Annotated in this window: 16 protein-coding genes; 13 read left to right on the plus strand and 3 right to left on the minus strand. The window is 62.5% G+C overall.

The window, feature by feature from the left end; genetic code table 11:
* Nucleotides 1–55 precede the first annotated feature (55 nt).
* On the minus strand, nucleotides 56–748 hold the full coding sequence (locus tag VHD36_09145; protein ID HVU87477.1) for a peptidylprolyl isomerase: 693 nt from the start codon (nucleotides 746–748) through the stop codon (nucleotides 56–58).
* Between the two features lie 283 nt (nucleotides 749–1,031).
* On the opposite strand from VHD36_09145, the gene VHD36_09150 reads away from it, so the two are divergent.
* The 7 genes from VHD36_09150 to VHD36_09180 all read left to right on the plus strand — a co-directional run bounded on the left by VHD36_09150 (nucleotide 1,032) and on the right by VHD36_09180 (nucleotide 10,140).
* Nucleotides 1,032–2,129, plus strand: coding sequence for a hypothetical protein (locus VHD36_09150; GenBank protein ID HVU87478.1), 1,098 nt, complete (start codon nucleotides 1,032–1,034; stop codon nucleotides 2,127–2,129).
* A complete protein-coding gene (locus VHD36_09155; GenBank protein HVU87479.1) occupies nucleotides 2,126–2,899 on the plus strand; it encodes an ABC transporter ATP-binding protein in 774 nt (257 codons plus the stop codon). The genes VHD36_09150 and VHD36_09155 overlap by 4 nt, the downstream gene beginning before the upstream one ends.
* A complete protein-coding gene (locus tag VHD36_09160) occupies nucleotides 2,896–4,716 on the plus strand; it encodes a hypothetical protein (protein ID HVU87480.1) in 1,821 nt (606 codons plus the stop codon). Before VHD36_09155 ends, VHD36_09160 begins: the two co-directional genes overlap by 4 nt.
* A 192-nt stretch (nucleotides 4,717–4,908) precedes the next feature.
* Nucleotides 4,909–5,736 carry a menaquinone biosynthesis protein gene (locus tag VHD36_09165; protein HVU87481.1) on the plus strand — a complete coding sequence of 276 codons (828 nt, stop codon included), beginning with the start codon at nucleotides 4,909–4,911 and terminating at the stop codon, nucleotides 5,734–5,736.
* A 57-nt stretch (nucleotides 5,737–5,793) separates the two neighbouring features.
* Entirely contained in the window at nucleotides 5,794–6,897 is a 1,104-nt protein-coding gene (mqnC, locus tag VHD36_09170; GenBank protein ID HVU87482.1) for a cyclic dehypoxanthinyl futalosine synthase, read from the plus strand.
* A 181-nt stretch (nucleotides 6,898–7,078) separates the two neighbouring features.
* Nucleotides 7,079–7,843 (plus strand): ATP-binding cassette domain-containing protein, encoded by a 765-nt coding sequence (locus VHD36_09175; GenBank protein ID HVU87483.1) that lies wholly within the window; start codon nucleotides 7,079–7,081, stop codon nucleotides 7,841–7,843.
* A gap of 17 nt (nucleotides 7,844–7,860) precedes the next feature.
* Nucleotides 7,861–10,140 carry an ABC transporter permease subunit/CPBP intramembrane protease gene (locus tag VHD36_09180; GenBank protein HVU87484.1) on the plus strand — a complete coding sequence of 760 codons (2,280 nt, stop codon included), beginning with the start codon at nucleotides 7,861–7,863 and terminating at the stop codon, nucleotides 10,138–10,140.
* A gap of 65 nt (nucleotides 10,141–10,205) precedes the next feature.
* On the opposite strand, the gene VHD36_09185 is transcribed toward VHD36_09180, so the two are convergent.
* Nucleotides 10,206–12,341, minus strand: coding sequence for a carbon starvation protein A (locus VHD36_09185; protein ID HVU87485.1), 2,136 nt, complete (start codon nucleotides 12,339–12,341; stop codon nucleotides 10,206–10,208).
* Between the two features lie 320 nt (nucleotides 12,342–12,661).
* Between VHD36_09185 and VHD36_09190 the strand changes: the two genes are divergently transcribed.
* The 6 genes from VHD36_09190 to VHD36_09215 all read left to right on the plus strand — a co-directional run bounded on the left by VHD36_09190 (nucleotide 12,662) and on the right by VHD36_09215 (nucleotide 16,873).
* Nucleotides 12,662–13,705: a thioredoxin-disulfide reductase gene (locus VHD36_09190; protein HVU87486.1), complete on the plus strand. Its 1,044-nt coding sequence runs from the start codon at nucleotides 12,662–12,664 to the stop codon at nucleotides 13,703–13,705.
* Nucleotides 13,706–13,824: 119 nt separating this feature from the next.
* A complete protein-coding gene (gene asnS / locus VHD36_09195; protein HVU87487.1) occupies nucleotides 13,825–15,219 on the plus strand; it encodes an asparagine--tRNA ligase in 1,395 nt (464 codons plus the stop codon).
* A 198-nt stretch (nucleotides 15,220–15,417) separates the two neighbouring features.
* Nucleotides 15,418–15,840, plus strand: coding sequence for a rhodanese-like domain-containing protein (locus tag VHD36_09200; protein ID HVU87488.1), 423 nt, complete (start codon nucleotides 15,418–15,420; stop codon nucleotides 15,838–15,840).
* A 14-nt stretch (nucleotides 15,841–15,854) separates the two neighbouring features.
* On the plus strand, nucleotides 15,855–16,205 hold the full coding sequence (locus VHD36_09205) for a helix-hairpin-helix domain-containing protein (GenBank protein HVU87489.1): 351 nt from the start codon (nucleotides 15,855–15,857) through the stop codon (nucleotides 16,203–16,205).
* A 10-nt stretch (nucleotides 16,206–16,215) separates the two neighbouring features.
* Entirely contained in the window at nucleotides 16,216–16,404 is a 189-nt protein-coding gene (locus VHD36_09210) for a KOW motif-containing protein (GenBank protein ID HVU87490.1), read from the plus strand.
* A 97-nt stretch (nucleotides 16,405–16,501) separates the two neighbouring features.
* On the plus strand, nucleotides 16,502–16,873 hold the full coding sequence (locus VHD36_09215) for a hypothetical protein (GenBank protein ID HVU87491.1): 372 nt from the start codon (nucleotides 16,502–16,504) through the stop codon (nucleotides 16,871–16,873).
* Between the two features lie 51 nt (nucleotides 16,874–16,924).
* Here the strand turns inward: VHD36_09215 and VHD36_09220 are convergent.
* The coding region (locus VHD36_09220) for a hypothetical protein (GenBank protein ID HVU87492.1) at nucleotides 16,925–17,348 on the minus strand (424 nt) is incomplete at its 5' end.

The raw sequence follows: 17,348 nt of genomic DNA on the forward strand, positions 1-17,348 counted from the left end.
TGGGGGCCACGCTCGCGTGCGGTCCTGAGCATGCGAAAGGTTGTTGAAGCAGCGTCTAGCGAACCTTGTTCGCCGATTCGATCAGCACCGTCTTTTCGGGCAGTCGCGTGAAATTTCCGACGCTGCGCGTCGCTTCGTTCGCGATGCGATCAACGACCTCCATGCCTTCGATCACTTCGCCGAACACGCAATAGCCGCATTGCTCCGGCGTGTCCCCCTGGTAATCGAGCGAGGGATTGTCGGCCACGTTGATGAAGAACTGTGCCGTGTCGCTATCGATCACGTCCGCCGATCGCGCCATGGCGATCGTGCCGCGCCGATTCGAGAGGCCGTTCTGGGCTTCGTTCCGCAAACTGTAGCGCCCGCGCTTTTCGCTCAAGTCTGGGCGGACGCCGCCAGCCAAGATCGTGAAGCCGGGTGTCACCTCGTGGAAGATGGTCTGCTGATAGAAACCGCTTTCGACTTGGGCCAGAAAGTTGTCGACCGTAAGCGGAGCTTTGTCGGCGTTCAAACGCAACTTGATCGGCCCCTGTGAAGTGTGGAGCACGACCACAGGGTTGGCGTCCGATCGCAGCGCACTGCCGATGTCGATCGCCGCGGCGGCGACCGGTGCGCCGGCATCGGCATCGGCGTCGGCGTCCGCGGTTTTTGTCCCCGACCGTTGGCAGCCGGCCAGTGCCCCCAGTAGACAACCCGTCACGATCCAAGGCCTCATATTGCTCACCATGGCCGAGTTGCAATTGGACATCGCGGAGCCTCAGAGTGGGTAAAAGCCGGAGGGCGATTGCCGGCGCTAGGCGCGCGGATTCTTTCCCGGCGCGGGACCATGATCTGGGGACCGTCGAATTCTGGCAAGGCCGTTTTCCACGGCCGATCCCCATCCTTTGGCACCGGGTTGCAAAGCCCCGGCAAGGACCGGTCCCAGAAAGCCCGGCCCCGCGCAAGCGGAAATGCAACCAGCGCTGCTGGCTTTTGGTACAATACACAGAGCCGTCAGGAGGCCAGGGCGCGGTGCTGGGGTCGTAAAGCTCGTGTTCAATCGCGGTTACACCATCGCTATCTTCGCCTTCTGGCTGGCCACGTCGGGCTGGCTGGTCAAGGAAAAGCTGCTGCCGCCGTTAATCGTCGGCGATCCTCCCACCTATGGCACGATCCTCGCGGCTGATCCGGAAGATCAATCGGTAGCCTGGGAAATCTTGCTGAACGGTCGGAGCCTGGGGGGCGCGGTCACCACGACCGAACACCTCGCCGACGGCATCAGCCAGTTGCGCTGCCGCGTCAGCTTGCAGGAGTTGCCGCTATCGGAACTGACTCCGGCGTGGCTAACCGCCTTCGTCAAAGTACTGGACACCTCGCGCCGCGACGGCGAGGCGATCATCGCGGTCGAATCAGAAACGATCATCGACATCGACCCTTTGAACCGCCCGCTCAACTTTTCGTCGGTTACCAAGATCGGTCCGCCCGAGCAGGGTAGTGGCCGTCGTTCGTTCATGTCGGGCGTGGAGTTCAACGTCGTCATGCGCGGCAAGATCGTCGGCGACCTGATGCAGGTCGCGATTCGCGCGGGCGAGTTGGAATACCATACGGAAATTAATTTGCCGGCCGACGCGCTGATCGGCGACGTCCTGTCGCCGCAAACGCGGCTGCCGGGTTTGCGGGTGGGACAGACCTGGACCGTGCCGATCTTCAGTCCATTTCGTCCGCCGAATTCTCCCGTCGAGGTCTTGCACGCCACGGTGGAGCGCAAGGATCCGATCCTGTGGCACGATCGCATCGTGCCGGCCCTGCTGGTGGTCTATCGCGGAGACCCCGGCCGCGGCCTGTCGAGTGATCAGGGGGCTCGCGCCCAGATGTGGGTAGATTACGAGGGCGAGGTCGTGAAGCAGGAAATCCATCTGCTCTCCTCGCGCATGACCTTCGTGCGTGTCCATCCTGACGAGCCGGCAGCGTGGAATTTGCTGCCGGACACGTCGGAACCACTGCGCGTCCCGCCGGCGGCAATGGACGAATCGCCTGTGGAAGACGTACCCAAAGACGCCTCTGCGGCGGATGCCCCTCCGGCCGACGACGCCGAGCCTTCGACGAATACCGCACCCGGAGCGCAGGCAGCACCCGAGGGCGCGCCATGATCGAATTCTGCAAGGTGAGCCGCAGCTACGGACGGAAACTGGCCGTGGCCGAGTTGGACCTGGTCATCGCCACCGGGGAGATCTTCGCCTTTCTGGGCCCCAACGGGGCGGGCAAGACAACGTCGATCAAGATGCTCGTGGGCCTCTTGCGCCCCAGCACCGGAACGGTGCGCGTATGCGGGTTCGACGTGGTCAGCGAATCGCGCGAGGCCAACAGCCGTGTCGGTTACATTCCCGACGAGCCCTATCTGTATGAGAAGCTCACCGGCCGTGAATTCCTGCAGTTCATTGCCGGCATGTACGGTTTGGACGAACGATCGGGCAGCGAGCGGATCGCCCGCGAGATCGCCCGCTTCGAGCTGGCGGACTTCGTTGACGATTTATGCGAGAGCTATTCGCACGGCATGAAGCAGCGCGTGGCGCTCGCCGCGGCGCTGTTGCACGATCCCGAGGTGCTGGTTCTCGACGAGCCCACGGTCGGGCTCGACCCGCGCACGATCCGGCTGGTGAAGGATCTGCTGCGGGCCCGCGCCGCGGCGGGGACGACCGTGTTCATGTCGACCCATTCGCTGTCGTTGGCCGAGGAGCTGGCCGACCGGATCGGCATCGTCGACCGTGGGCGTTTGCGCTGCCTCGGCACGCTGGACGAGCTGCGCGCGACGTCGGCGCAGGGCCGCTCATCGCTTGAACAACTCTTCCTGCAGTTGACGGCAGGCGACGCCGGCGCCGACGCATCGACCCCTGCGCGATACGGCGAGAAAGGCCCATGAGTGAGGCGGCCGACAATTCGTGGGATGCCGCCGTGCCGCCGGTCGCCGGCGTGGCCCCGCGGACGAAGCTACCGGACGTGGCCGCCGAGGCCGACGTCTTTTCGCGGCTGCGGCGCACTCTGTTGCGCAACGCCATTCGCCAGGCGCTGGCGGTGTCGCGGCTCCGAGCTTCGCTGGCCGCGATCCTGACGATCTTTCTCTGGGCGGGACTGTTCGTCCTCTTCGCCTTGGGCTTCCAGTTTCTCGACGACGCAATTCACGAGTCTTCCACGCACGACGAGACCGTGCGGGCCGTGTATAGCGTCTTTTTCGCTTCGTTGACGATCATGCTCATCATTTCCACGGGCATCATCATGTACAGCGGCATGTACCGCTCGGACGAAGCCACTTTCCTCCTGACGACCCCGGTCCGGCCACAACGCGTCTTCTTGCACAAGTTTCTGCAAGGGATGCTGTTCAGTAGCTGGGGGTTTTTGCTGCTGGGCAGCCCGATGCTCGTGGCCTATGGCTTCGTGGTCCACGCGCCGTGGCATTACTACCTGCTGCTATTGCCCTTCATGGGTTCCTTCGTCTGTATTCCAGGGGCGATCGGCGCCATCGCGTGCATGCTGGTGGTGCGCTTCCTGCCTACGAATCGCGTTCACGTCCTGGTGCTGTCGGCCGTGTTGGCGTTGGCCTTCGGCGCGGCGGTGGCCTGGTCCTTCGTGGGCGCGCAAAGCCATGAGCTGTTAACGCCGGATTGGTTTCTGGAAATGCTGTCGCGGTTGCGCACCAGCGAGAATCGGCTGCTGCCGAGCTGGTGGCTCAGCTCGGGCTTGCTGGAAGCAGCCCGCAGCGGCTGGCACGACGCCGCTGCGCGCGCCGCGCTTACCGAAAGCGTCATGTTTCTGGCGGTGATGATTTCTAACGCCCTGGTGCTTCACCAGATCGCCGTGTGGATGGCGGGAAAGGTGTACCGCGCCGGCTACAGCGCTTTGTGTGCCGAGCATTCAGTTCGCCGCAAATGCCGGCAGGCGTGGATCGATCGCATCTTCAGTATGTTTTTCGAGCCGTTCGGCACGCGCTTGCGATTGCTGATGATCAAAGATTTGCGGCTGTTTCGCCGCGATCCTGTGCAATGGTCGCAGTTTCTGATTTTCTTCGGCCTGCTCGCGCTCTATTTCCTGAACACGCGACGCCTGAGCTACGATGTCAACTACGTCACCTGGGTGAACATCATCAGCTTCCTCAACCTGGCCGTGGTCGGGTTGATTCTGTCGACATTTACCACGCGTTTCATCTTTCCGATGATCAGCCTGGAAGGGCGCCGGTTCTGGATCCTGGGGCGTCTGCCGGTGCGCCGGGATATGATCCTATGGAGCAAGTTCCTGTTTGCCGCGCTGGGGTCGCTCGTGCCTTGCATGACCTTGATCGTCCTCAGCGATCTCATGCTCGGCGTGTCGCAAGTCGTGATTTGGGTCCACATGCTGGCGTGCATGCTCTTGTGCTCGGGGCTGTCGGGCATTGCCGTGGGTTTAGGCGCTAAGATGCCGAACCTGCGCGAGGATTCGCCGGCCCGCATCGCCGCCGGCTTCGGCGGCACGTTGAATCTGGTACTTAGCGCGGCGTATATCGTGGCGCTGGTCGTGATTACCACGGTCCCCAGCCATTTCTACTTGCTGGCCCGGCAAGGGGGGAACCAGGCGCTGCAGCTTGACCCACAGCGGCAGTGGAACTGGTTAATCGCCGGCGTTTGCGGCGGTTTAATTCTAGGAATCGTAGTCACCGCGGCACCGCTGGTCATGGGCTTTCGAGCGTTTCGCAAGCTGGAAGCCTAAGGCGGTGCCATCGCGTATCGGGGGGCCGCTGGTGGCTTGCCCGCCAGTGCCGAATCCCCGCGGACGACACTGCATTTCCTTGACCCTTTTCGACCTATCGAGCCCGCTTATAATGCGTGGGTCTTGGCGTTTGGATGCGCCAGGGCCTTTCGGGTTAGCGCGGTCGCGGCTCCGTGGGCCGCCGGAGGAGAGATGACGACGATCAACGCTTCGAGCCGGATGCGAGTTGGCGCTGTCAGCTACCTGAACACCAAGCCGCTGGTCTACCAGTTCGACAGGTTTGCCCCGCAGGCCGAATTAGTGTTCGACGTGCCCGGCCGCCTGGCCGACGATTTGACCGCCGGGCGCCTGGATGTGGCGTTAATCCCTTCGGTCGAATACTTCCGCGACCCGAGCTATACGATGGTCTCGGACGCGTGCATTGCCTGTCGTGGGCCGGTTCTTTCGGTCAAGCTCTTCGCCCGCGTGCCGATTGCCGAGATTCGCTCGCTGGCATTAGACGAAGGCTCGCGCACCAGTGCCGTGCTGGTGCAGATTCTGCTGGCCAAGCGCTTTGGCGTACGCCCGCGCATCGAATCGCTGCCCGTCGAGTGCGGACTGGCCGATACGCAGGCCGATGCCGTGCTGCTGATTGGCGATCGGGCGATCTATTCGCCGCCAGGCTGGTTTGCCGCGGTGTGGGACGTAGGCGACGAATGGTGTCAATGGACCGGACTCCCCTTTGTTTTCGCCATGTGGGTGGCACGGGCCGGGTGCGATTTGCAGGAAATCGAGCAGGCGCTATCGCAATCGCGCGATGCCGGTTTGGCTCATCTGCCCGAGATCGCCGCGGCCGAGGCGGCCGCACTGGGGCTGACGCGACCGGAATGCCTGGCGTACCTGCGCGATCGGTTGCACTTTCAACTTGGCCCCGGCGAGCGCGAAGGACTGGCCCTCTATCGGCGCCTGGCTGAGGAAATGCAGTTGATCGATAGCCAGTCGCGCTATGCCGACGAAACCGCCAACTCGGCCCTCTCCTGAATTAACACTGGCTTGATTTAACCACTCGCTGGCGACGGAAATCTCGAGAGTCACTTCGTGGTAACTTCGATCTCCCAATTGCTGGATAAAGCCGTGGCCGGCGACCGCCTGTCGCCCGACGAGGGCTTGCGATTGCTCGAGTCGCGCGATCTGACGGCGCTAGGCCGCGCCGCCGACGCCGTCACGCGGCGGATGCATCCCGAGCGATACCGTACCTACAACATCGACCGCAACATCAACTACACCAACGTCTGCTCGGCGGTGTGCGATTTCTGCGCGTTCTACCGCAAGCCGAAAAGCCCCGAAGGGTACGTGCTCGATCGCGAAGTGTTGATGACCAAGATCCAGGAGACGGTCGACCTGGGGGGCGATCAGATCCTGATGCAGGGAGGAATGAATCCCGACCTGCCGATCGAGTGGTACGAAGAGCTGCTACGCGACATCCGGGCGCGATTCCCGCAGGTCAATATCCACGCCTTCAGCCCGCCCGAAATCCACGCATTGACCAAGGTAGCCAAGCTGCCACTACAAACGGTGCTCGAGCGATTGAAAGCCGCGGGCTTGGGAAGCCTGCCCGGCGGCGGGGCCGAGATCCTCGTCGATCGCGTCCGCAAGGCGATGACGCGCGGCAAAGTAATGACCGATGACTGGCTGAATGTCTGCCGGGTGTGGCATCAGATGGGGGGCCGCGGCTCGGCCACGATGATGTTTGGCCATCTCGAAACGCTGCCCGAGCGCATCGAACACCTGGAGCGGTTGCGCCAATTGCAGGACGAGACCGGCGGTTTTACCGCCTTTATCTGCTGGACGTTTCAGCCCGATCATACCGACATGAGCCATGTGCCTCGTGCGGGCGCCCACGAGTACTTGAAAGTGCAGGCCGTGGCGCGGCTGTATCTCGACAACATTCCGAATATTCAGTCGAGTTGGGTCACGCAAGGGCTGAAGATCGGCCAATTGGCCCTATGCTACGGGGCCAACGACATGGGCAGCCTGATGATCGAGGAAAACGTGGTGGCCTCGGCCGGTACGGTGCACTACCTGACGCTCGAGCAAATCCGCAATGCGATTCGCGAATTGGGTTACGAGCCGCGGCAGCGCAACGTGTATTACGAGTTGATCGACGAGCCCTCGGCGGATGTCCAACCGGCACTGGCGTAAGCTATGTTGTACTAGCTAGTTGCTTCCCCGATCGGCATATTCTGGAGATGCCGAATAACCGGCCTGGGAACGCTGCCGGCTTGTGACGTAGTGCGCGGCCTGCGAATAGCTTCCGACTCCGCTCCGCCGCTCGCAGGAACGAATCTGCCGTCGAATGGCGCAACCGCGGTAGCTGCCGGCTATGATCCACGTCGAGAATCTCACGAAGGTCTATGCCGATCTTCGCCGCGGCAAGTTCGTGGCGCTTCACGGCATCGGCTTCGAAGCCCTGGCGGGCGAAATCTTCGGCCTGCTCGGCCCCAACGGCGCCGGCAAGACCACCGCCCTGCGCGTGATCGGCACCATGCTGCGGCCGACGTCGGGCAAGGTCATCGTCAATGGGTTTGACGTATTGACGCAATCCTCGGAGGTCCGCCATCAGATCGGCTTCGTCTCGGCCAACACCGGCATGTACGACCGGATGACCGCCTGGGAAGTGGTCGAATATTTCGGCCGGCTGTTTGGCATCGCCGACGACGACTTACACGCCCGCATGGATCAGCTTTTCGAACGGCTGAAGATGAACGAGATCCGCGACGTGCTGGGCGCGAAGATGTCGACCGGTATGAAGCAAAAAGTATCGATCGCCCGCGCTTTGGTCCATGATCCGCCGGTGCTGATTTTCGACGAAGCCACGAACGGGCTCGACGTGCTGGCGGCCCGCGCCCTGCTCGACACCGTGGCCGAGCTGCGGCAGCAAGGAAAATGCATTGTCTTCTCGACGCACATCATGCGCGAGGCCGAAAAACTGTGCGATCGTCTGGCCATCGTGCATCGCGGCACGATCCTTACCTCGGGCACGCTCGAGGCGATCCGCGGCATCCACCAGGAGCACGACCTGGAAGAGCTGTTCTTCCGCCTGATTTCCGCCCACGACGCGGCGCACCCGCAACGCGTGGCCTCTTGATTCGAGGCCGCTCAGACATGAACTGGTCGAACGTCAAAGTCGTTTTTCTTCGCGAGGTCCGCGACCAGCTGCGCGATCGGCGCACGCTGTTCATGATTGCGGTCCTGCCCGTCGTGCTCTACCCGCTGTTGGGCATGAGCATGTTCCAGGTGACGCAGTTCGTGCGCGAGCAAACGACCAAGGTTCTGGTCGCCGGTGCTGATCGTTTACCGGCGTCGCCGGCCTTATTCGAAGATGGCCATTTCGCCGAGCGGTGGTTCCACGTCCCCGATTCGCACCTGGATGCGGTGGCGGACGAGAAGCAGGGGATCCACCATCAAGCCCGGCCCGCAAACCGCCACGTGTTGGCCGTGGATTTCCTCCCCGACGATCAGTTGGCCAAAAGCGATGTGGAGCAACGCGAGGCGTGGCGAGCGGCGCTGGATGCCGGGCAGTACGACGCGATTTTGTACTTCCCGCCGGAGTTCGCCGAACAGTTACGCGTCTTGAAAGAGACCGTGCATGCCGAGCGCGCCCAGGATGTCGAGTCGATCCCCATCGTCAAGGTGCCGCAACCCGAAGTGCTCTTCAGTACGGCCTCGGAGAAGTCGCAAGTCACGCTCAACCGGATGGAGCGAATCCTCGGTCGCTGGAGCGAAGAGCTAGGCCACGAAAACCTGACCGCCGGGCATATTCCGGAGAATGCCGCCACGCCGTTCAGTCTGGTCACCCGCGACCTGGCCGATAAGGGGCATCGCGACGCGGCGCTGTGGTCGAAGATATTGCCGTTCTTGCTGTTGATCTGGGCCTTGACCGGAGCGTTCTATCCGGCCGTCGACGTCTGCGCTGGCGAGAAAGAACGCGGTACACTGGAAACGTTGCTCTCCAGCCCTGCCGAGCGCATCGAAATCGTGTGGGGCAAACTGCTGACGGTCATGCTCTTCAGCATGGCCACCTCGGCGCTGAACCTGTTGAGCATGGGAATCACGGGCACGGCGCTGTTGAGCCAGTTACCCCGCTTTGGTCCTCCGCCTCCTTTGGCGCCTGTGTGGCTGTTGATCGCGCTCGTGCCCGTGTCGGCACTCTTTAGCGCGCTGTGCATGGCGCTGGCCAGCTTCGCGCGCAGCACCAAGGAAGGGCAGTACTACCTGATGCCGCTGGTGCTCGTCACATTGCCGCTGGTGATGCTGCCGATGTCGCCCGGCGTGGAATTGACGCTCGGCAACAGCTTGATTCCCGTGACCGGGGTGGTACTGCTGTTGCGGGCGATGCTCGAAGGAAACTATGGCCAGGCATTCGTCTATGGTCCGCCCGTGATCATGGCCACCCTGGCGTGCTGCCTGCTGGCGATCCGCTGGGCGGTCGAACAGTTCAATTCCGAGTCGGTGCTGTTCCGCGAAAGCGAGCGGCTCGACATTCGTCTCTGGTTCCGGCAACTGATGCACGATCGCGAAGACACCCCCACCGTGGCCGGCGCTGTGTTTTGCGGAGTGCTGATCCTGTTGATCCGCTTCTTCATGGGCTTTGCGCTACCGCAGCCACAGAACTTTGCCGAGATGGCGCGGCTGACGTTGGTCACGCAATTGGTCGTGGTGGCGACGCCGGCTTTGCTGATGACCATCATGCTGGCACGCAGCGCGCGGCAGACTCTGCTGTTGCGCGTGCCTGCGGCCGCGACAATTCCGGCTGCGATTCTGTTGGCGCTGGCCATCTATCCGATTGCCGGCTGGCTGACGGTGATCGTGCAGCAGTTGTACCCGCTGAATCCCTATCTGAAGGACGCTCTGGCCGGCTTGATGACCGATCGCCCCGAGCTGTGGAAGATGCTTCTGGTAATCGCGGTCACACCGGCCATCTGTGAAGAGTTGGCATTCCGCGGGTTCATCCTGTCAGGCCTGCGCCACCTGGGTCACAAGTGGCGGGCCATCGTCATCAGCAGCCTGCTCTTCGGCATCACGCACGCCGTGTTCCAGCAATCGATCGTAGCCTTCTTGCTGGGCCTGGTCGTCGGTTACATCGCCGTGCAAACCGGCAGTCTGCTGCCGGGCATGTTCTATCACGTCACGCACAACAGCCTGATGGTGCTGACGCTTGCCGTTACGGCCGAGTCGTTCGAGAAGTACCCGGCGCTCGGCTACTTGATGAAGAACGCCCCTGACGGCGAAGGTTATCTCGCCAATGGTTACACGGTCATCGCAGCCGGCCTGGTAGCGGTCGTGTTGCTCAACTGGTTCCGCCGCCTGCCGTACGCGAAAAGCGCCGAGGAATCGCTCGAAGAGGCGATCAAGCAGCACGCCAGCCAGGCGCCGATGGCGTAATCGCTCTAACGTAGGGTGCACTGCGTGCACCGGGACGCGTGTTGTTCTGGTGCACGCAGTACGCCCTACGTACGCGTCGCCGGCCCGTTACTCGTCACGCGGCGCCAGCGCAGCACGGCGTCGATCAGGATGATCAGCACCGCGGCGATCATGAACACCGTGAAGAAGATGTTCAGCGTCCCTTGCACGAGTAGCCGTGTGCTACTTTTTGCCATGCCATCCTGAATCATTTTCACGAAGGGCCCGTCGATCATCTGATAGCCGGCCGTCAGCGTCGACGCCAGCACGAACAGCATCGGCAGGATCGTCAACGGCGCATAGCGGCCACGACCAGCGTTGAACATCACGGTCGTTACGATCGTTAGCGCGATCACGGCCAGCATCTGGTTCGCGATGCCGAACATGGGCCAGATCGTCTCGATCGAACCGGTCCAGATCAGCCCGCCCCAGCCGGCCGTGACCAGGGCCGTGGAGATGACGGCACCGGGCAGCCAGTCGGTCCGATCGAACGGCTTGTAAATCTTGCCAAGCGCCTCCTGCAGCAAAAACCGCGCGATGCGCGTGCCGGTGTCGATCGTCGTGAGAATAAACAGCGCCTCGAACATGATCGCGAAGTGGTACCAGTACTTGATCACCGCCTCGAGGTTCACGGCCCCCCCCGCCACGCGGTGCATGGCCGTGGTGAAGATTTGCGACATGCCGACCGCCAGCGTCACGGCGCCGCCGGTGCGCCCGCGCAGGCTTTCGCCGCCGACCTGCCGCTCGATCTCGGGCAGGTTATCGGTCGAAGCGCCCAGTTCAGTGAGCTTGTCGGCATATTGTTCGACCTTGGACAGGTCGATGTTGATGGCCCAATAGTCTCCCTGCGGCAGCGAAGCGGCGGCCAGCAGCGCCACGATTCCGACCAGTCCCTCGATCAGCATCGCACCATAGCCGATCGTGCGCACGTGGCTTTCACGGGTGATCATCTTCGGCGTGGTGCCCGAGGACACGAGCGCATGAAAGCCCGAAACGGCGCCGCACATGATGCAGATGAAACAAAACGGAAAGATCGGGCCGTTGAAGTACGGACCGCCGCCCGAGGCAAAGAGCGGATTCACTTGCGGCGCTTCGAGCTTGGGGTTTGCCACGATCACGGCGCCCACCAAGAGCGCCACGGTGCCGATCTTCAAGAAGCTCGACAGGTAGTCGCGCGGGCATAACAGCAGCCACACCGGCAACACCGACGCGATGAAACCGTACAAGCAAATCGCCCAGATCGTCTGCTCGCGCGACAGCGAAAAATACGGCTCCAGCGCGGAGCCGGGGATCCAGTTACCGGCCACCGTGGCGGCCAGCGTGGCCGCGGCGCCGATCAGCGAGGCTTCGACAACGCGCCCTTTGCGAATCTTGTACATGTACAGACCGATCAACAGCGCGATCGGCACGGTGCAAGCGATCGTGAACGTGCCCCACGAACTGCCTGGCACGAACTGCTTCGCGCCGGCGGGCAGCGTCACTGTATTGCCCGAGTGCTGGAACACCTCGGCCGGCGGTTTCGCATCGGCATCCGCGGCGTGATCGACCGTGACGGTGAAACCTTCGCTGCGGGTCACCATCGCGCCACCGGTGTACGTGATCTTCGTACCGGCAGGCAATTGCGCGACATGGCGCCCGGCCGCGTCGGAGAGCTCGATCGCACCATCGCTTGGCGCTTCGAGCGTCGTTCCGGCCGCCAGCTTGATCTCCTCACCGCCGAGGGCCTTTACGACTACGACGCCGAGGCCCGAGAGCGCGATGACGACCACGAACAAAATGGTGAGCGAGGCCGTCGTCCCCGCAACCGGCCCGATTTCGGCCCGCGCGATCTCGGCCAGCGAACGTCCGCCGCGGCGCACGCTGGCGGCCAGGACCAACATGTCTTGCACGGCCCCGGCCAGGCACACGCCGACGATCAACCAGATCAGGCCCGGCAGGTACCCGAACTGGATGGCCAGCACGGGCCCGATCAAGGGGCCGGCTCCGCTAATGGCCGCGAAGTGGTGACCGAACAGCACCCACTTGTGCGTGGGGTGAAAATTCTGACCGTCGTTGAATTCAAAGGCCGGCGTGACCCGCGTATCGTCGAGCACCGCCACGCGCGCCGCGAGAAAGGCGCTGTAGTAGCGGTAGGCGATCGCCAGGATGCACAAAACGCCGATCATGATGGGCATGGCATGCATGGCGATTACCGTCGGAAGGCTAGGGGGCTGCATTTCGGAGAACACAAGGGAAGGATTCGGCCGAGTTCGCGCTTGATCGTGGCCGAATCTGCACGCCTGACGCTCGTGACGCCAGGCCGGCATCACACGATATCCAGACCATTGTCGGCCGACAAGTTCGATCGTAGTAGACCCCTTGGCGACAAGCCTTATAATTTGCTGCTTCTGAGACAGTCCTTCCTGCTCGACAGTAGTGCAGGATCGCGAGGCAGACGGTTGACACGCGGCCCGCTCGAATACAAACACCCTCGAACAGCAAACACCGTAAGGAGCGCAGCACCGTGGCTGAAAAGGTCGTGATCATTGGCAGTGGACCGGCCGGTTGGACCGCGGCGATTTACACCGCGCGGGCCAGCCTCGAACCGCTGGTCTTCGAGGGGGCCGTCACCGAGGAGAACCGCATCAGTGGGACGCTGCCGCTTGGGCAGTTGGCCCTGACGACCGAGGTGGAAAACTATCCCGGATTTCCCGCGGGGGACCTGGGCGGCTACCTCGATAATTCGATCGAAGCCAGCCGCCGCGGCCTGATGGCGCCGCACGAAAAAGAGGGCGTGAGCGGGCCGGAGCTGATGGAGCTGATGCGACAGCAGGCCGTGAACTTCGGCACCCGCATCGTGACCGACGATATTGTCGACGTCGACTTTACGCAGCGGCCGTTTCGCCTCACCGCTTCCAGCGGCCAGGTGTTTCACGCCCATGCCGTGATCGTCGCCACCGGGGCGCGGGCGAATTATTTGGGGCTGCCCTCGGAAGAGGCATACAAGAACCGCGGCGTCAGTGCTTGCGCCGTGTGCGACGGCGCTCTGCCGCGGTTTCGCAACAAGCCGCTGATCGTGGTTGGCGGCGGCGACTCGGCCGTTGAAGAGGGGACCTACCTGAGCAAGTTCGCCAGCCGTGTTCATCTGGTCCACCGCCGCGACGAACTGCGCGCTTCGAAAATTATGGCCGACCGCGCCAAGAACGATCCCAAGATCACGATCGAGTGGAACAGCGCCGTCGACGAGGTCTTGGGCGATCCGAAAGACGGTGTCACGGCCGTGCGCATCAAGAGCACCACCGACGGCACCAAACGCGAGATACCCGCCACGGGCATGTTCCTGGCGATCGGCCACACGCCGAATACAAAGTTCCTGGAAGGCAAGCTGGAACTTACGGCCAAGAAGTACATCAAGTGGACGGTTCCGTTTCGCACGAACACCAGCGTCGAAGGAGTTTTTGCCGCCGGCGACGTGGCCGACGACAATTACCGCCAGGCCGTCACGGCCGCCGGCAGCGGCTGCATGGCCGCGCTCGACGCCGAACGCTGGCTCGCCGCGCACGAATAGAACGGCGCGCACAAACAAGAAGACCGACTGTGCGACGGCGGCGCAGCGACAAATAACACGTCGCCGGCACAGGACTATTTAGCCGCGGTGCTGGCACCGCGTTCCACGGAGGGCATCGCATGGAAACAATCCGCGTCGCCGAGGCTCGGCAGCCGTCGACCGTCGGTCGTCAGGTCCGCCTGCAAGGTTGGGTTCGCACCCGCCGCGACAGCAAGGGGGGCTTCAGCTTCCTCGAACTGAACGACGGCTCGTCGCTGGCCAACGTCCAGGTCATCGCCGACGGGGCGCTCGCCAACTACGAAAGCGAAGTGAAGCACCTGGGCGCGGGCGCGAGCGTTACGATCGAGGGGCTCGTCAAGGCTTCGCCCGCCAAGGGGCAAGCCACCGAAGTGCAGGCCGAACGCGTCATCGTACATGGGCTGGCCGATCCCGAGACTTATCCGCTGCAAAAGAAGAATCACTCGTTCGAGTTTTTGCGCACGATCGGCCACCTGCGGCCGCGCACCAACACCTTTGGCGCCGTGACGCGCGTGCGCAACTGCGTCAGCCGCTCGATTCACAGCTTCTTCCAGGAGGAGGGCTTCCTGTACATCCAGGCGCCGATCATCACCGCCAGCGACTGCGAAGGAGCCGGCGAGATGTTCAAGGTTTCGACGCTCGACCTGGCGAAAGTGCCCAAGACGCCCGCCGGCGCCGTCGACTACGCGCAAGATTTTTTCGATCGGCCGGCGTTCCTCACCGTCAGTGGGCAATTACAGGCCGAGATCTTTGCCTGCTCGCTGGGAAAGGTGTACACATTCGGCCCCACGTTCCGCGCCGAGAACTCCAACACCTCGCGGCACCTGGCCGAATTCTGGATGATCGAGCCCGAGATGGCCTTCTTCGAACTGACGGACAACATGGCGCTGGCCGAGCGATTCCTGAAACGCATCTTCCGCGACGTGCTTGCCCAATGCCCTGAAGATATGGAGTTCTTCCGCGAACGCATCGACAAGACCGTGATCGAAACGTTGGAAGGGATCGTCTCGAGCGATTTCGTGCGGCTGTCGTATACCGAGGCGGTCGACATCTTGAAAGCGTCGGGCCAGCAATTCGAATTCCCTGTCGAGTGGGGAAGCGACTTGCAAGCCGAGCACGAGCGCTATCTGACCGAACAGAAATTCCAGAAGCCGGTCATCCTGTACGACTACCCGAAGCAGATCAAAGCCTTTTACATGCGGCTGAACGACGACGATCGCACGGTCCGCGCCATGGACGTGCTGGTGCCGAAGGTGGGCGAGATCATCGGCGGCAGCCAGCGCGAAGAACGGCTCGACGTGCTTACGCGCCGCATGCAGGAGCAAAAGCTCGACCCCGCCGCCTACTGGTGGTATACCGACCTGCGCCGCTATGGCACCGTGCCGCACTCGGGCTTCGGCCTCGGCCTGGAACGGATCGTGCAGTTCATCACCGGCATGGGCAATATCCGCGACGTGATCCCCTTCCCGCGCACGCCGGGGAGCGCCGAGTTTTAGATTTGGTAGGGTGCCCTTTGGGCACCGACAGCAGCAGGGTGCGCTGTGCGCACCGAGAGCACCAGAGTATTGCTAGCCTGGAACATGTATGCTGGTGCTCGCAGAGCACCCTACAAAAACCCTCTCCCTCGCAGGGAGAGGGCAGGGTGAGGGTAAAGGTAACCATCGCGCGTGAAATTATTCGTGGAGAAGCATCCCATGTTCCGAAGCTTCGGACTCATCTTGCTAGCTGCGGCGCTCGCGTTCTCTGCGCGTACGGCTCTCGCCGAGCCTGCGCACACCAAGGATGCCCTCGACAAGGTCAAGCACGCCGTCGACGACAAGCAGGCGGTGTTGCTCGACGTGCGCGAGCAAAAGGAATGGGACGCCGGTCACGTCCGCGGCGCGGTGCTGGTGCCGGTGGGGGACCTGGCCAAGAAATCGAAAGATCCGGCCTTTCTCACCGAGTTGGAAAAGAAAGTGCCGAAGGACAAGACCATTTATTGTCATTGCGCGCGCGGCGGCCGGGCCCTGGTCGCGGCCGAGGCGCTCGAGAAGCTGGGTTACAAGGACGTCCGCCCGCTCAAGCCCGGCTACAAGGACTTGATCGAAGCCGGTTTTCCGAAAGCAGAAACCAAGTAGCGAGCGATCCAGCAATGGCGAAGCAAACTGCGGCCAAGGCGACTGCGAAGAAGAAAGTCGTCAAGAAAAAGCCTGCTTCCGAATCGAGCAAGCCCCGCAAGAGCACATTAGGCAATGTGAGCGAGCCGATGTGCGACCTCACGCTCAATCCCGCAAAGCGCGCGCAGGCGGACAAAATGACGGCGTCGGTCAAAGATACGTTGCCGGCCGGCCTGTCGCAGCCGGCGCTGCGCGCCTTGGCCCGGGCCGGTTACACATCGGTCGCCCAACTGGCGCGGGTTGACGATGCCGAGCTCTTGAAGATGCACGGCTTTGGCCCGAAAGGTATCAAGACAATCCGCGCGGCCCTGGGGAGTAATGCGTGAGCATACGTCAATGAGCCGTGCTTCCGACGATATTTCTGTTGGCCAACGCATTAGGATTATTGACGGAATCTTTGTGGGCTTTGAAGCGATCGTCGAGTCCGTCGATCAAGCCACAGGCGAGATCGGGGCGGGAATTCACATCTTCGGAAAGGTGACACCGGTACAGCTCAAACGAGACGAAATTGAACCGAAAGCGTGAGATCGATTCCACTTCAAGACTTGGCTACTTCGCGGATACGACTTCGGGGGAAGCATCTGGTCAGCTCGGCGGTTAAAATACCGGCATGCGATACGGGATGGTCACTCGCCGCGATATTCTGCAGGTCGTCTTGGGCGGCGTCGTTCTCTTCTTGATGGCTGCGGCACTAGTCGCGGCCTGGTTGATGCAGCACCCACCGAAGCCACAGATCGTAGTTTATTCGACGGCGAGCGCTGCGGACGTCGATGCTCTGTTTGACCACCTGAGAAAGCCCGATCGAAAGGTTGGGCAGATTCCGAGTATTTGGATTGCCGCGCTATCGCGGCTCGAGGCGCTAGGGCCGGCAGCCGCGCCGTTCGGCGCGATCGAAAAGCTGGAGGCGTTCATCGCCACCGCGCCCGAGGGCGAAGCCAAGAAGGCTGCCGAGCGAGCGCTCGCTAAGATCAAGGGTCAAGCGTTCGTTCCATAGCAGCCCGCACGCCAGCAAAGGGAGCCGAGATGGCGGCGGGCGACGAGCGCCTTATTCAGCCAACAAAAACTCGATCAGCTTCACGGAGCTGTACAGTTCTGGCCCGTCGTGACCGCGTGAAGTCGCCCGCTCCGAACCCAACCCCTCGAGCAGCACGATCTCCGCGTTGCCGTTCAGCTTCTGATACCGGCGGCCAAGTTCCGCGGCATTGGCCTCGGTCGGCACCAGCGTGTCGTGATCGCCGTGCAGGTGCATGATCGTCACGCCCGCCTTTGCCAGTGGGGCCAGGTTGTCGATCGGGTTGAACTCGCTCGCTCGCTTTTCGAGTTCCGCGAGCGGCAGGTCGTAGCCCAGGTCTTTGGCCGGAACGCTGGCGACACTCGACAAGCCTGGGTAGGTGCGAAAGTCGATCGCCGGGCACATGCCCGCGATCCGGTCGACGCACGTCGGGTGGCGAAGCGCCCAGCCGTAGGCA

This window comes from Pirellulales bacterium, from assembly GCA_035546535.1.
In the GTDB taxonomy this organism is placed as follows: domain Bacteria; phylum Planctomycetota; class Planctomycetia; order Pirellulales; family JACPPG01; genus JACPPG01.